Origin of the sequence: Peribacillus sp. FSL M8-0224, assembly GCF_038003055.1 — a bacterium.
Lineage (GTDB): Bacteria > Bacillota > Bacilli > Bacillales > DSM-1321 > Peribacillus > Peribacillus frigoritolerans.
In genome coordinates this window covers 5,689,233-5,705,311 of record NZ_JBBOOJ010000001.1, presented here as the reverse complement: position 1 = coordinate 5,705,311, position 16,079 = coordinate 5,689,233, and the positions used below count along the sequence as shown (strand labels likewise).

11 protein-coding genes are annotated in these 16,079 nt (G+C 39.7%); 4 read left to right on the top strand and 7 right to left on the bottom strand.

The window, feature by feature from the left end; translation table 11 throughout:
- Positions 1-352: 352 nt before the first annotated feature.
- The 3 genes from MKX49_RS27825 to MKX49_RS27815 are packed head-to-tail and all read left to right on the top strand — an operon-like array spanning position 353 to position 4,252.
- On the top strand, positions 353-1,921 hold the full coding sequence (locus MKX49_RS27825; RefSeq protein ID WP_406594458.1) for a spore germination protein: 1,569 nt from the start codon (positions 353-355) through the stop codon (positions 1,919-1,921).
- Positions 1,922-1,947: 26 nt separating this feature from the next.
- Positions 1,948-3,054 carry a spore germination protein gene (locus MKX49_RS27820; protein WP_340878411.1) on the top strand — a complete coding sequence of 369 codons (1,107 nt, stop codon included), beginning with the start codon at positions 1,948-1,950 and terminating at the stop codon, positions 3,052-3,054.
- On the top strand, positions 3,038-4,252 hold the full coding sequence (locus tag MKX49_RS27815) for a Ger(x)C family spore germination protein (RefSeq protein ID WP_340878409.1): 1,215 nt from the start codon (positions 3,038-3,040) through the stop codon (positions 4,250-4,252). The genes MKX49_RS27820 and MKX49_RS27815 overlap by 17 nt, the downstream gene beginning before the upstream one ends.
- A 99-nt stretch (positions 4,253-4,351) precedes the next feature.
- Here the strand turns inward: MKX49_RS27815 and MKX49_RS27810 are convergent, their stop codons facing one another.
- The 7 genes from MKX49_RS27810 to MKX49_RS27780 form a co-directional block, all read right to left on the bottom strand.
- Entirely contained in the window at positions 4,352-7,537 is a 3,186-nt protein-coding gene (locus tag MKX49_RS27810) for a biotin/lipoyl-containing protein (RefSeq protein ID WP_340878408.1), read from the bottom strand.
- 37 nt (positions 7,538-7,574) lie between these two features.
- Positions 7,575-8,267: a hypothetical protein gene (locus MKX49_RS27805; RefSeq protein WP_340878407.1), complete on the bottom strand. Its 693-nt coding sequence runs from the start codon at positions 8,265-8,267 to the stop codon at positions 7,575-7,577.
- Between the two features lie 1,204 nt (positions 8,268-9,471).
- The gene (locus tag MKX49_RS27800) at positions 9,472-9,594 is read right to left on the bottom strand and encodes a hypothetical protein (RefSeq protein WP_318292634.1); all 123 of its coding nucleotides are present in this window, start codon (positions 9,592-9,594) and stop codon (positions 9,472-9,474) included.
- A gap of 6 nt (positions 9,595-9,600) precedes the next feature.
- Positions 9,601-11,004: a decarboxylating NADP(+)-dependent phosphogluconate dehydrogenase gene (gnd, locus tag MKX49_RS27795; RefSeq protein ID WP_214809747.1), complete on the bottom strand. Its 1,404-nt coding sequence runs from the start codon at positions 11,002-11,004 to the stop codon at positions 9,601-9,603.
- 77 nt (positions 11,005-11,081) lie between these two features.
- The gene (locus MKX49_RS27790) at positions 11,082-12,428 is read right to left on the bottom strand and encodes a GntP family permease (protein ID WP_340878404.1); all 1,347 of its coding nucleotides are present in this window, start codon (positions 12,426-12,428) and stop codon (positions 11,082-11,084) included.
- 18 nt (positions 12,429-12,446) lie between these two features.
- On the bottom strand, positions 12,447-13,991 hold the full coding sequence (gene gntK, locus MKX49_RS27785; protein ID WP_340878403.1) for a gluconokinase: 1,545 nt from the start codon (positions 13,989-13,991) through the stop codon (positions 12,447-12,449).
- Entirely contained in the window at positions 13,984-14,715 is a 732-nt protein-coding gene (locus MKX49_RS27780; RefSeq protein ID WP_048687535.1) for a GntR family transcriptional regulator, read from the bottom strand. Before MKX49_RS27780 ends, gntK begins: the two co-directional genes overlap by 8 nt.
- 592 nt (positions 14,716-15,307) lie before the next feature.
- On the opposite strand from MKX49_RS27780, the gene MKX49_RS27775 reads away from it, so the two are divergent.
- Positions 15,308-16,069: an IclR family transcriptional regulator gene (locus MKX49_RS27775; RefSeq protein WP_202316477.1), complete on the top strand. Its 762-nt coding sequence runs from the start codon at positions 15,308-15,310 to the stop codon at positions 16,067-16,069.
- Positions 16,070-16,079: the final 10 nt, after the last annotated feature.

Here is a 16,079-nt window from a genome sequence, read left to right as displayed (position 1 = left end):
TCACTATAATCAATGAGCCATTCGAATAAGTCCCAGACATCGATTTCTCCTCTACTAGATTAAAATCACTTTTTCCACAAGGTAAATGTGAAGTATAAATTGATGCAAAATTCGGCTAATGGCTTTTAAGTTCATTGCATAATAAACACAGAAGATATTAATACTATTTGAGAAATAAAGGAATTTCAGCTGCTATCTGAGACAAGTATAGGGTGATGAAAATGTGGAAAACGATTGTTTCCTACCTTCCAGAATGGCAGGTTTTTATACAAGCTTTCATTGTGTTTGTTATTCCGTATCTAATCAGCAAATTGTTTAATTTGCTTCGCACCTCAAAGGATGAGTGATGATGATGAAAGAGTGGCTATCAAAGATTGGTAATAAAGGAAAAGGTACCGATAAAGACAAAGAACAAGCAAATACCTCACAAGATACACCGTGTCAGTTTACCGATAATCTTCCTTTCAATCTTGAATGTATCAAGCAAGAAATTGGCCATAATTGGGATGTCCATTTTCGGGAATTTAATCTAGGGCGAACCGGTATACGGTCAGTTATCATTTTTGTGGATGGACTATCGGATAAAGATCTCATTGATCAGCATATCATGCCATCATTGATGGTTGATTTTTCAGCAGAATATAAACAGAACCTTCCCTACCTCAAGGGAAGCATTTCAAAAGAATTCATAAAAAATGAAGTGTTATCCATTAGTGAAATAGAAGCTGTCCGTTCCATTAAAGAGTTAGCATCTAAAGTGCTAACAGGTTCTGCCGCCCTTTTAATTGATGGATCATTGGATGCGCTGATCCTAGGAACTGCAAAACATAAAACAAGGGCGATCGAGGAACCGGTATCAGAGGCATTAGTCAGAGGTCCACGGGTCGGTTTCACTGAATCATTGAGTGATAATACATCCTTTTTAAGGTGCAGTGGTGAAATTGAGAATTTATCGTTAGTAAAATTCCAAGTAGGAAAGCGTTCAAAAAAAGATTTGGTTGTCGCTTACATAAAAGATATTGTTGATCCCGAATTGGTGCAAGAGGTGGAAAATCGAATTAAGAAAATTGATATCGATAGTGTGCCGGAATCAGGTTATGTAGAGCAACTTATCGAAGATAATTACCTTAGTCCTTTTCCGCAGGTACAGAATACAGAGCGTCCTGATCGGGTGATCGCTGCTTTGATGGAAGGTCGAGTGGCCATCTTGTTAGATGGGACGCCATTCGCTTTGATCGTTCCGGTTACATTGAGCATGATGTTGCAATCACCGGAAGATTATTATGAAAGGTGGATTCCTGGCACATTCATTCGTATGCTTCGTTACCTCGCAGCTATTCTGGCTCTTTTTACACCGTCTTTGTATATAGCTTTCATCTCATTTCATTCAGGGTTGATTCCGACCAAACTGGCCATCTCCATTATCGGAACCAGGTCCGGGGTTCCGTTCCCGGCACTTATCGAAGCATTATTCATGGAAATAGCCATCGAAATTTTGAGGGAAGCAGGACTGCGATTGCCTAAGCCAATCGGTCCCGCAATGGGAATTGTCGGCGGTTTAATCATTGGGGAAGCTGCTGTGCAGGCAGGGATCGTTAGCCCTGTTTTGGTCATTGTAGTAGCCTTAACCGCCATTTCATCATTTTCCATTCCGCACTATAGTATTGGGATTACATTACGGATTCTGCGTTTTCCAGCTATGATTTGTGCTGCTACATTTGGATTATACGGGGTCATTCTCTTTTTTCTTTTAATGGTCAGTCATTTAGTGAAATTAAAAAGCTTTGGTGTGCCTTACTTGAGTCCAGCCGTTCCTTATCGCTTAAGTGAGTGGAAAGACCTGATAGTGCGAATGCCACTTATGATGATGAAACGCCGTCCAAAGATGTTGCATACAAAAAACCCCATACGTAAAGGATAACCTATCGGTGAAAGGGTGGTTAAAGAATGATTCTCAGCCCGAAAGACAAAATTACAACTCCACAAGCAGCTGTCATTGTCATCAACTTCATACTCGGCACAGGATTACTCACCCTACCCAGATCATCTACGGAGAAGGTACAAACACCAGATGCATGGATAAGCGTTATTTTAGGCGGAGTTATCACTATAACCGCGGGACTGATCATGGTCAAATTAAGCCAACAGTTTCCCGAAAAGACCTTCTATCAATACATCAATGAAATTGTAGGAAAATGGCTGGGCGGGTTACTAAGTTTAGTTGTAATATGTTATTTTCTTACCACTTCCAGTTTTCAGCTCCGCGCAATGGCGGAAGTAATAAGGTATTTACTTCTGGAAGGTACGCCTACTTGGGCAATTATTATGATTTTCATGTGGGTAAGTCTTTATCTTATCATCGGCGGCATTAACCCGATTGCCCGTCTTTTTGAAATTATTTTACCTTTGACAGTTATCCTTTTTTTGGTTGTTACCTTCATGAGCTTTAAAATATTCGAGATCGATAATCTGCGTCCGGTATTAGGAGAAGGAATAGTCCCTGTACTAAAAGGAGTAAAAACAACGGCTCTCGCTTTTTCAGGGCCTGAAATCATGCTACTGCTTATTCCATTTATGAATTCACCAAAAAAAGCAGGAAAAGCCCTGCTTGTTGGAGTATCCATTCCATTGATTTTTTACGTGATAACGGTCGTAATGGTTATCGGGGCATTATCTGTTGATGGAGTGGTCATGAGAACATGGCCGACACTTGATCTTATCCGAAGTTTTGAAGTCGCCGGGTTGATCTTTGAACGGTTTGAATCTTTATTGCTCGTTGTCTGGATCATGCAAATATTCGCCACATTTACGATCACATTTTTTGCAGCCTCTTTAGGGCTAGCTCAAATTACGAAAAAAAGCATTCACCCATTCATGTTTGGTTTGCTTCCGATTCTCTACATCCTTGCCATGATTCCGAAAAATATCAATGACCTATTTAAGCAAGGAGATTTCGTCGGCAATATCGCCATGTTTTTATTTGGTTTACTCCCCCTTCTACTGCTTATCATCTCAAGAATAAAGGGAGGGAAAAAATATGAAACAATCACATAGCAATACACGCCCCCTCTTCATTTCCCTCTCCATTCTTTTGTTCTTATCCCTTACAGGATGCTGGAGCAGTCATGAAATTGAAGAGCAAAGTTTAGGTATAGGTTTGGCATTCGATAAGGCCAAGCAGTCCACCATCGAGAAAAAGTTAAACGAACAAGGGGGGGGTTATTCAAAAAGGAACCTGATTACTGCAACCTATCAATTTATCACTCCACAGGTAGCGAGTTCGACAACGAAACAATCCGGACCACAACAAAAATCTTATGTTAATGTTTCTGAAACTGGAGACTCCATGCATCAAATGGTTCGTGAATTATCACTGAGAAGTGAACAACCCGTAACCGCGCACCATATGAAAGTGGTTGTTATCGGTGAAAACCTTGCAAGATCGTATAAGTTGGAACAATTACTTGATCAAAATCTACGGGAAAGTGAGCTTAGACCAAGCTGCCTTGTGCTCATCAGTAAAGGAAGAGCAAGCAAAACACTGGAAACAAAGAAGGCAGGAGAAATTCCAGCGTTCCGTCTCGCTGGCATTGTAGAAAATGAATATCGAACAACGAGGATTTTGCCCCCCATGTCACATATTAAAGTAGAAAGCAAGATCAAATCAGGGTCTAGTTTTCTGATGCAAAAAGTTCTATCAGCAGATGGGCAAGTCAAATTTGCAGGGGCTGCCGTAATCAATGGAAAGACGCACAAAATGACTGGCACTTTAAATGAAGAGGAACTGGAGGGCGTAACATGGATAACAGGTAAGGGAAAAGGCGGTGTAGTGAAAAGCTTTGATAAAGAAACCGGTGAGCCGATTGTATATGAAATAGAGACCATGAAAAGCAGTATTATACCACGTGTTAAAGGAGACAGCATCTCTTTTGATGTAAACATTGAATCAGTGGGGAGACTATCTGAAAACTGGGTAGTTTCAGGAGATACTTTTAAAAATGAATTTCTAAAAAAAGCAGAAAAATCATCTGAAAAAGAAGTGAAACGGTTGGTGGGGAATGTATTGAAAAAAATGCAAAAAGAATACAAAACGGACGTTGCCGGCTTCGGAAATCGATTGAGAATTGAGCACCCCAAAGTATGGAATAAGGTCAAAAAGGATTGGGACCAAACATTTAGTGAAGCTCCGATCAACTACGATGTAAAATTAACTCTTAATGATTATGGAACAACAGGAGGATCAAAGAAGTGAATCCACAGGTGAACACCTAGCTGTGAATAACGATGAGCATGAAAAGGCCTCCCACAGTATACTGTGAGAGACCTTTTCAAAAATTTTTTCATCGAAAGATCAGCTTAATTCCACTTTAGTAATTTCACTTAAATAATCCCCACTTATAATCGAGCCTTCATCTGCAACAACATATTCGATGACAGTCGGGCTTATGGTCCGAATATAAACAAAAGCTGAATCATCTACATGCTCAATCCGAAGCTTTTTCCTCTGTGCCTGCTTAATTTCAAGCTGATTGGTACTAGCTTCCGGCAGGCTTGTGTAATAAATTTCAAAATCTTCTTCTGACGCATCAATGAAAAGATGCCAAATGTTATACTCTTCTTCTTGATCAATCATTGTTTTTAATTTCCCTTTTCTCCCGATGCCAAGAAAATACTTGAACTTTGATTCCCCATTCACCATATCGCGGTCAATAACTTTTATACTTCCGCCTTTTCTGCTTTGTACAAGCCCAAAGGCAACCCCTGTTTTTCCTGTAGGGGCGGTTATTATATCCCGGTTAACCACTCTGTTTCTCTCTTCTTGCTTTAAATAAGCGCCTTCTGTCCCCAGTGGCGGGAGAATCTCAAAAAGATCACCAGACACTTCTCCCCAGTTTTGAGTGTTCTGCACTTCCCTTTCAATCCACTTATTAAATAGATTCATGACGACCGGGGATTTACTTGAATTACCCGCAAGCAGTATATTCACTTTATTAATTTTGCTGTGTTCTGACCGGGCAAAAGCGCGCCGTAATGACTCAAAGAAATTTTTAATGCCTTTGTCGATTCTTTCCTCAATCTGTTGTTCCATTTCATCTTGATCGATCAAAAGTTCCACATTGAGTTTAGCGTGGCCGGCTTTGTCAAACAAATCCGCCCGGATCATTCCTTTTCCAAACTGTTCTTCATACCGTTCATGTCTTTCCCAAAGCGGCCTTAATTTTTCCACCAATTGTTTCGTATTTAAATAGGCTTCTTGTGACTCATTAATCAGTGTTTCACTTCCGGGAAACTTCACACATTCCGCTGGGAGGGTAAAAGGAATGTTTAGCTCACGCATTGTTCTTTGGTTGTTTTTAAACACTTGGAACGCCAAAAGCTCCAGCATGTTCTCACCGCCTAAATACCGGTCCCCGCCTGCTGCAAAATGCTCAATGACATAATCATATCTGCTTTCTTTCAAGCCCGCTTCACGCCAAATCCCAAAATCAAAATCTGTCGTTCCTCCACCAAAATCAAACACACCATAGTACGTTTTTTCATCTTCTTCCGGTTCAAACCCGTATTCCTGTAACGCACAAACGGCATAGGCTGCAGGTTCACTCGCCCCAGCGGTGACACGAAACTTTTTCATTAATTCTTCATCCTGCTGAATCGGCATAGGAAGCGTCTTTTTTAACCCGCGTTCAAAACACTTTAGAATTTTTTCCCTTACCTCTTTTTCATACGTCACCGGGAAAGAAAGGGTGTAATCGAGGTAAATCCCATTGTTCTGGTTATTGATGTACAAACCGAGGTAGTAGGCGTATAACTCGATTGGGTTGATTTCCTGATCGGTTAAGTCCAAAAAGGAACGCAGTACAACGGCATAGCCCCTCTTGTCTTTTAATCGGAGTTCGTTATTCTTCTCTCCAGCCCACTGCTTTAGATTATTCAATATGGAATAATAATGGTCACTCTTTCCATTCATCAAGTTGTTAAGAGCATTGTGGGAAACCGTCACATCCTGCCACCTTGTATCTGGTCTTCCTTCTTTTTCTTGATAAAGCTCCAGGAAATGCTCTAAATCAATAAATTCAATCACGGTTGGATTTTCATAATGCCAGTCTTGTACTTCCGTGTTATGGTAGCCAACCCCAATACGCATGGGAAGAGTAAAATCACTTTCTTCTTGATGAACGACCACTGTACTTTTCGTTCCAAAATCAATGCCGACTATGCCGTCCTCCCTAATATCCATTTTAGGGTTTCTGGCCATTATTTCCTCGTTCAGCTTTATCGTTAAAGGTTTTTCATCAGAGGTGACAGGCCATAAATCCCAATGTCCCCTGTTTGGATCTGTTAGCATCTTTTCATCATATGTATCAATATCAGCTCTTACTTTTTCAGAGTTTAAAAGCTTCTCATAAAACGTGTTGGAATCGATAGCGATCGATGGCAATTCTTTAAGAAAACTTTCATGATCTAATTCCTTTAATCGATACAATTCCAGCAAATAACCATACTCCTTCTGGCGTTCTGCGCTTAATCCGCTTGGAACTAACCGGTTTTCCAGCCAGAGATGGAGAGCCTTTCGGTCATTGATTTCAAAAGCATTTTCCCCATTTAAACGGAAGACGGGAACGAAAAATCCTTTTCCCAGCAAATTGTTTTTTTGATTTACTACATCGTAGCTTTGAATGTCGTACCCGTTGGATTTAAACGCTATCGATTTAGAAGAGTTAGCCGTTTGATTGGCAAATATCCTTGAAATCGAAGGATTTTTATTCGCGGAATAATCGTCTAAAGTTAATATTCTCTTATATACAGGGTGATCGGTTGTATTGAAACTTTTCGCAGCCTCTTCCCGTGTCATGGCATCACCTTTAAAACCGGAAACGTCCAGATGCTTTTTGTAGTCAAAATCCTCGTCCATTAATTCATAGTATTTTCTATAAGGAAATACCGCTGCGATGTTGTGATCATATATCATATTCCCATTATTCATGTAAACCCATCTGGAACGGAGCATTTTTTTAATGTCTTGAAAGAAGCCCGCTTCATCCTTGAAGAAGGTTTCTTCTGCACTTTGATATAAATGGCTGATTAACGATCTCACTTCTTTATAAGTCATTGAAATGGCAGAGACCGGAACGGTTTGGGAATCAGGTGAGAATAGAACCTGCTCTTCGTTCTTATTCATTAAGTATATGGAACTGTCTATGTTATTTTTTTCAGCTAAGCTTGTTACGCTCTCAATCGGCTCTTTATCTTCCATCGTTTCTTGTTTTTCAACTTCTTTTAATAATTCTTCAGAAATTGCATCACCAGAATCCAAATAACATATCAGGTCACCAATCTTGACTATAGTGTCCTCCGCTACGTTCAATTCTTTAAGGGTACCTTCTTTTTCTGAAAAGAGGTCAAATTCGATGCCCTCACAGCTGAATTTGGCTAAGCTTTCGCCCACCGTAATATAATCGCCTGGCTGTTTATACCATTGCACAAGAAGGATTTTTTCAATGCCTTCTTCAATCTCTGGGATAATAATCGATGTCATTGTATTTCTCCTTTACTATCATTCTCTTTTTCGCCTGCTAGATTCTCACAACGGATTTTTTAATGGTTTTACCATTAATGCTTATATATCCTGGCAGCAGGACGTCCATGATGTTCCCGGATATTTTGCTATTGAGGGCCCTTATGTACAAGTCCTCCCTGAAGACCTCATTCATTTTCACTTGCTGTATTTTATATAAAGGGGTATCGTATGTTTTACTGTACTCTTGAAAGAAAAACAGAAAAAGAGCGAGCAAAGTCTCTCTTTCCTGCTCCCGTCCTTCCATAATCTCGTTTTTGATAAAATCCCACAAAGATGAAATGTTTTCATATTGCACGCCACAGACTATAAATTCCTGCACGGAACCGCCCTTGAAGATTCCTTTCAAGGAACTTTTAGTGGTTTCGGATAATTGTTGAACAGCTTCGTAAAGTTTTTCTGCTTCCCGATAGTCCGCTCTTCTCTTTTGCAATTCATTGTAATAGGATTCCATTTTCTCATTCAGATGGTGGATCATTTTTTGGTACTCACTAATTTCTGTTTTTTTCGAGGCAAGCTCTTGTTGAAGTTTTGCTATTTCATTTTCTTTTTCTTTCAGCAGCTCCTTATGCTCCCCCAATTGACTAAACGAGCCCGCTTCTGCTATTGCTTGTATCTTTTCAATGACTCTATCGTCTTGAAGGGAAACCATTAATGCCTCAATAAAACCATCATCCCATTCTTTATTCATCTTTACACTCCTTTCAAAAGTGTTAACCAACCATACTCGCTCTGTATATGTATGAAAAGGTTTGCCCTTTTTTTCCATAGAAAAATCCCCTCCCAGATAGACTGTTAGGAGAATACAAACATAACTTATATTCCAGGATATCAGTAGTGAGATTACTTATTTCTTATCAAAAATACGTATATAACGTATTAAAGATGTATGAATAATATGATGCCTACTTTCACTTTTCACGATAAAATACTCACAGTGTTCCATCCTTTTCAAGACTTCTTGTAAAACATCCTCTTTTTTACTGCTCAATCCTTTTTTTATTTTCTCCCACTTAACATCAGCGTCAAGAGTATAACAAACATAGAATTCCTTTAACAGGTTAATCTTCCCCTTAAATGCTTAGTTTCTTTAACTGTTTTTATTGTTTATATCTAATCCGAATTCATATTTTTCCTCAATCCGATATACTACCTTATGAGTACCACTTAATAATATTCGGTATGATTATTTTGTTTAAGTGGGTTGAAATAACTAGGGTAAACCTCCGGATTACTTGATAAGAAAAGGCCTCCCCTCAGTAAACTGTGGGAGGCCTTCAACTTTAAAGATATTCACTTGCTAGGTGAGCACCGATGATTACAAGGCCTCCCCCTATACAAATCTGAACAAAAAAAGCCCTTCTCGTTTGAGATGGCCTTTCGTTACGCTGTTCCAGCACACTCGCTTAACTATTAAATCGCATATCTTGATGCTAGTGGATTCTTGATGGTTCGCATGCATGTTTGTATGGGAGCTTAAACAAATTATCCATAGCAGCATTAACACAATCTTCACAATAATAATTGACGAACTCTCTACCTTGTTCAAAAATTGGTGTCATCGTATCTATGTCAGCCCATTTAAAACAGTAAATACACATTTGCCTCATGATATATCACTCCTTTTCCACGCGGAAATAATTTGGTAATATCCAAAAGAAGAATATGTGCCACTTGCCGACATTATTCAAGAAACGTTAGTGAACCCTGACTATAAAGTTAAGGTAGCAGGGGAATTAAATGCTATAAACCGATATCATTTATATACCACTTAACCTGAGTATTAAACCTCCCCCAAAAATATTATTTGTTGCCCATCACTCTTTTCCTATTTATGATGTTCACCCATGGTTCGAAATAACGCAATCAATCTTTTTTCCCTAACTAAAATTCCTTTATCCACTACCTGCACCTTTTGTTACATAAGAAAAAAGAGCTGCCAAAGCAACTCTTTTTTGAAGTAAAATACCTGTTTCAACTTCATGAACGGTATTACAAATGACTATTTCTTTTGTCACTTTCCATCACTGCCAGTTCGTGTGGAAAACCCCCGCTAAATCACGTCGTTCATAGGTATGCGCACCAAAATAATCACGTTGTGCTTGCAAAAGGTTAGCATTTGAGATGCCTGTTCGATAACTATCATAATAAGTAAGTGAAGAGCCTAAACATGGAAACGAGATGCCGGAATTTATTCCCTCACAGACTACCTTTCGCAATCCCACCTGGTACTTTGCTACCTTTTCAGCGAAATATGGTGAAATCAATAAATTGGCCAGATTTGGCTGCTCTTGATAGGCTTCGCTAATGACGTTTAAAAATTCTGCCCGAATGATGCAGCCGCCGCGGAAAATAAGCGCAATATCCTTCAAAGGCAAATCCCAGCCGTTAAGTTCAGAACTCATTTTATATTGAGTGAAACCTTGCGCGTATGCACAAACCTTTCCCATATATAATGCTTGCCTAATATAGTCAATCCACTCATTTTTATCTAATTTTTGCTGAACGTTCTCAGGCCCTGTTAGAATGTTTTCCGCATGAACCCGTTCTTCTTTTAGAGCGGAAATGTAGCGCGCAAACAAAGACTCTGTAATGATCGATGCTGGAATTCCGTTATCAATCGCTTGCATGCTGGTCCATTTTCCCGTGCCTTTTTGTCCTGCTTTATCAAGAATCACATCGATCAAGGGTAAGCCCGTCACTTCATCTTTCTTCCTTAAGATTTCCGCTGTGATTTCGATTAAATAACTTTTCAGTTCGCCTTGATTCCATGTTTCAAAGATGTCAGCAATTTCATTAACCTCTAAATGCAATTTTTCTCTTAAAAACGTATATGCTTCGGCGATTAATTGCATATCTGCATACTCAATCCCGTTATGTACCATTTTCACAAAATGACCTGCCCCTTTTGGGCCGATATAGGTACAGCAAGGAGCATCATTTACTTTAGCTGCGATTTTTGTCAGGATTGGAGCTACTTTTTCATAGGCGTCCTTATCTCCGCCTGGCATAATTGAAGGTCCTTTTAACGCCCCGACTTCCCCACCGGAAACCCCAATTCCTACATAACTGAATCCTTTAGATTTCAATTCATCATATCTGCGTTCAGTATCTTCGTAATGGGAGTTACCGCCGTCCATGATAATATCGCCTGATTCAAGATGAGGAAGTAATGAAGTGATCACCGAGTCGATCGGTTTACCCGCAGTCACCATCAGGAAAATCTTTCTTGGCGTTTCCAGTGACTGAACGAAATCTTGGATTTCGTAATACGGATGGATTGACTGACCGTCCAATTCAGCAACAAGCTGATCCGTTAAATCTCTTGTGTAATTATAGACAGCTACTTTTTCCCCTTTACTAGCCATATTTAATGCGATATTACTGCCCATTACCCCTAAACCAATGACACCAATTGTATTGAACATTATTTCTGCTCCTTCTTATGTAAGAATAATAGGCAGTAAATCCCTGCCATAAGTCGGGGATTTACTGCCGGGAAAGCCTATACAAATAAGCTTAGTAATAGAATGAATCCTAATCCAGCTACTGATATGATCGTCTCAAGCAAAGTCCATGTTGCGAATGTTTCTTTCATGCTTAAGCCAAAATACTCTTTAAACATCCAGAAACCAGCATCGTTAACGTGTGAAGCGATTAAACTTCCCGCTCCTGTAGCAAGTACGACCAGAGCAAGATTAACGTCCGTCTGACCTAACATCGGAATAACCAAACCAGCTGTCGTCAAGGCAGCAACTGTAGCAGATCCCAATGAAATACGCAGGATTGCCGCGATGATCCAGGCAAGCAGGATTGGTGATAATGATGTTCCTTTGAATAATTCAGCTACATAGTCACCTACACCGCCGTCGATCAATACTTGTTTGAAGGCTCCGCCGCCACCAATGATCAAGAGCATCATTCCGATATGCAGGATTGCTGATGTACAAGATTCCATGATATCCTTCATTGGAATCTTTCTTGCCACTCCCATTGAATAGACCGCAAATAATAAGGAAAGCAACATGGAAGTACCGGCTTCACCAATGAAACGGATAGCTGCCAGTAAACCATTATCTTCAAATCCCATCGTTTTTTGCATCAAAGTGATGATCGTAGCAATTGACATTAATATAACCGGAAGTAATGCAGTAAATACACTGATTCCAAATCCAGGTGTATCTTCAAGTTTAAAAGATTTTTGTTCCCCTAATGAAGCAATGCTGCCTGTTTTCGTAAATGATTCAGGTACTAATCTTTTAGCTATCTTCGTAAATATCGGTCCAGCTAAAATAACGGTTGGAACCGCAATGATGAAGCCGTAAAGTAAAACCTGACCAATGTCTGCGCCATATTCACCAGCGATGACGGTCGGTCCTGGGTGCGGCGGTAAGAAACCGTGTGTTACGGATAAAGCCGCCACCATTGGAATGCCAAGATACAATATCGAGACTTTTAATTCTCTTGAAATCGCAAATACGATTGGAATCAATAATACTAATCCCACTTCAAAAAATAATGCGATACCGATAATGAATGATGCTGCCACGACTGCCCATTGAATATTCTTTTCACCGAATTTCTTAACGAGGGTCATGGCAATGCGTTGCGCTCCGCCTGAATCTGCGATCAGCTTACCTAACATCGCCCCAAGCCCAAAGATTAATGCTAAGTGGCCAAGTGTTCCGCCTAATCCAGCTTCAATGGTTTTGACAATTCCGTCAAGCGGCATCCCAAGTGCTAAAGCCACTCCAAACGATACAATGATCAAGGAAATAAAGGTGTTTAATTTTAAGCCCATTATTAAAATTAATAAAGCGACAATTCCTATAGCGACAATGACTAATGGCATTGTAATCCCCCCATGTCTTTACTTTGCAGCATTTATTAAGTTTCTTTGATAATTCGCAATCTGTGTATATTCGTTTTCCAATACCCTTGATAGGTTAATGAAAATCGGCAGCAGCTGCCTGTATTCATTTACAGAATCAGCTTTCGGTGTGTGCTTGTGGGTATTGCCTATCATTTCAGAAACCACTTCGAAGGAATCAATTTCCCCAGTTGCATATAACCCTAATATACAAGCACCCAGGCACGAACTTTCGTAGCTTTCTGGAACCACGACTTCCGATTCGAAGATATCGGACATCATTTGCCGCCAAACAGCCGACCTTGCGAAGCCTCCCGTAGCTTGAATTCGGGTCACGGGACCGTCCATGCATTCGGTTAAGGCCAAAAATACGGTGTATAAATTGTAAATGACTCCCTCTAGAGCCGCTCGAATCATATGTTCTTTCTTATGCGACAGTGTTAACCCGAAAAATGAACCCCTTACGTCCGGGTTCCATAATGGTGCACGTTCACCTGCAAGATATGGATGGAATAACAATCCATCCGCGCCCGGTCTTACCCGTTCGGCAATCTTGGTCAAGACTTCATAAGCGTCGATTCCGAGTCTTTTAGCTGTTTCCACCTCGGAAGAAGCAAATTCATCGCGAATCCAGCGAAGGACCATCCCGCCATTGTTTACCGGCCCGCCAATCACCCAATGCTTTTCCGTTAAGGCATAGCAAAAGATTCTTCCTTTTTCGTCTGTTTTCGGTTCGTCAATAATTGTCCGAATCGCACCGCTTGTCCCGATCGTGACAGCGATTTCACCTTTCCGGATAGCGTTTACACCAAGATTTGAAAGGACACCATCACTTGCCCCAATGACAAATGGGGTTTTTGGGTCTATCCCGATCTGTTTGGCTAAATCCGCATCACAGTTGTTAAAGATCTTTGTTGTCGGTACAAGTTCAGATAATTGATCACGCTTTACTCCAGCAATTCTTAGGGCTTCCTCATCCCAATCCAAGTTTTTAAGATTCAACATGCCCATGGATGAAGCAAGGGAATAATCGACAACGTATTGGCCAAAGAACTTTTTAAAGATATATTCTTTAATCCCGATATACTTTTTAACATTGGTTGCGATCTCCGGGCGATCATTCACGATCCAGGTGATCTTGGATAATGGTGACATCGGGTGAATCGGTGTTCCGGTTCGCTTGTAAACTTCATGCCCATCTAATTCATCCTTTATTTTATGGGCCCAAGCTTCACTGCGATTATCTGCCCAAGTGATGCAAGCGGTTAGCGGCTGGTCATTTTCATCCATAGCTATAACACTATGCATCGCACTGCTAAATGAAATAAATGATGGTTTTTTATCTGGATGCTGCTTCGTTATATTTGAAAAGGCTTTCAGAACAGCCTGAAAAATCTCCTCAGGGTCTTGTTCCGCCGTTGTCATATCCGGTGTGTAAAGAGGATAGCCAATATTCTCTTGCTGGATGACATCGCCTTTTTTCGTGAATAATACAGCTTTTGTACTTGTTGTACCGATGTCTACTCCTAACATATAGCTAGTCATTTTCTTGTTCGACTCCTTTTGAAAGCATCTGTTGAGCCATCCATAAGTCTTCAACTTTTCCTTGAACATCATCAAAGTTTTCATGTAACGACTTAATCATGATGTCTCGATCCTTTGTTTTGATCGCATCAATATAAAGCTGATGATTATTTATGATCCGTGTAAAGTCTTCATACTTTTCTTTAAAACGACTGCGCATGGATAGAAGAATCAAACTTTCCATTACAGGTTTTAAATTATCCCAGATCATCAGGATGTAGGAATGATCGATGGAGCGAATGATCGTTTCGTGGAATAGAACATCCTGATAGGAAAACTCATCCGCATCCAGGTATTTTATGGACACTTTCATCATTTCCAATATTTTACTAAGTTCCATTACTAATTCATTCGTGTTCATCCTCACTAGACGTTCAAATACAAACGTTTCGATGAGAATACGTACATCATAAATTTCCGCATACTTTTTTTCTGTTAAACCAATGACAACCGCACCCATTCTTTCTAACCGGATGATATTTTCAGAGGCCAGTATTTTTAACGCTTCACGAACGGGTGAGCGGCTTACACCGAAATCAGCAGCTAATTTATTTTCAGAAAGGATGGCACCGCTTTCAATCATCCCCGAAATAATACGCATTCTAAGCTCGGATGTAACGCGATCACCGGCTGAAGCTTTTGATAGCCATTTTACAGGATAAAGAAATTCCTTTGATTCAGCCATAAATTCACCTTCTTATAGAGTTCAAGTACACTTGTATACAAGTATTTTATAATAATAATAATAAATAATGCAAGCTTTTTGAATTCAACCGGATTTTCGCCAATATAATCAAAGTTTGTTAGGAGTTTAGAAGGTTCTGGGGCAAAAATAACTTATGAATGAATACCTGGTATTATTTTTTTCACTGCATTTCCCACCTTGCGCTTCACTCCTTTTTCAGAAATTTTTTAAAGCCTTCCCTCTGATACATCAAAAGAGATGTAGGTTCCTTCAACTCGAGGTTTAATACTGCTTTTCATAGACTCCATCTCATAAACGATCAACTGACCAGTCTATTTATTGAAGCTGTTCAATGCCCCCATTTTTATCTCACTAGAAGCTTGGACCTACGGTCTTAGCTTCTTCCATTGCCCCTCGGGATCAAAGCATCCTTGTTCACCTAATAATTAAATTATTTCAATTCTTAAAATTTAATATTTTTAGAAAATTGTAAATTTAATTCTTGATATTTAGTTTCCCTATGATAATATTAAATCATCAAATCACATACAGGATTTCAAATCATATATGTGATTTAAAGGAGATTAAACAAATGTCAGTTAAATCTGCAGAAAGAGTTTTAAGAGTGTTTGAATTATTAAGCCAGAATCAGAATGGTTTAACGATCAAGGAAATTAGTGAATCCTTATCTTTTCCACAAAGCAGTACTTCTGGTCTCATTAGAACGTTGTTAAATGAAGGGTATCTCTCTCTCGATTCCTTTAATAAATATAAGTTAGGACCAAAGCTGATTCAAATTGGCAGCGCTGCTATGGATTCGTTGGATATTTCCTCTCAAGGGATGCCTTATTTAAAAAAATTGATGGAGGATGTTCAAGAAACGGTATTCATGGCCGTGTTATCAGAGAATGAACTGGTATATGTTGCGAAAATTGATAACAACCGTTCCATTAGAACTACTGCACAGCCTGGAAGTCAAAAACCCTTATATTGCACAGGTCTCGGAAAGGCTTTTTTGGCCTTTTTACCTCAGCAACAAAGGACCACTATCCTGGATAGTCTTGAATTACACCCTATCACCGAGCACACCATCACAGACAAAAAGCGGCTTGAGCAGCAGCTAACATTGTTTAATGAGCTTGGTTATTCGATAGATGATGAGGAAAATGAAGACGGTTTATTTTGTCTTGCTGCTCCGATTTATGGAACCAACCATACCATTCAAGCAGCCGTCAGTGTTGCAGGTCCAAAGGATAGGATGATTAAGCAAAAGGATTTTATCGTAGAAAAATTGATTACTACGGCAAAAGACGTTGCAACCAGTATTGGAAATGCAGGGAATAGTCAGTTTTAATGAAACGGGG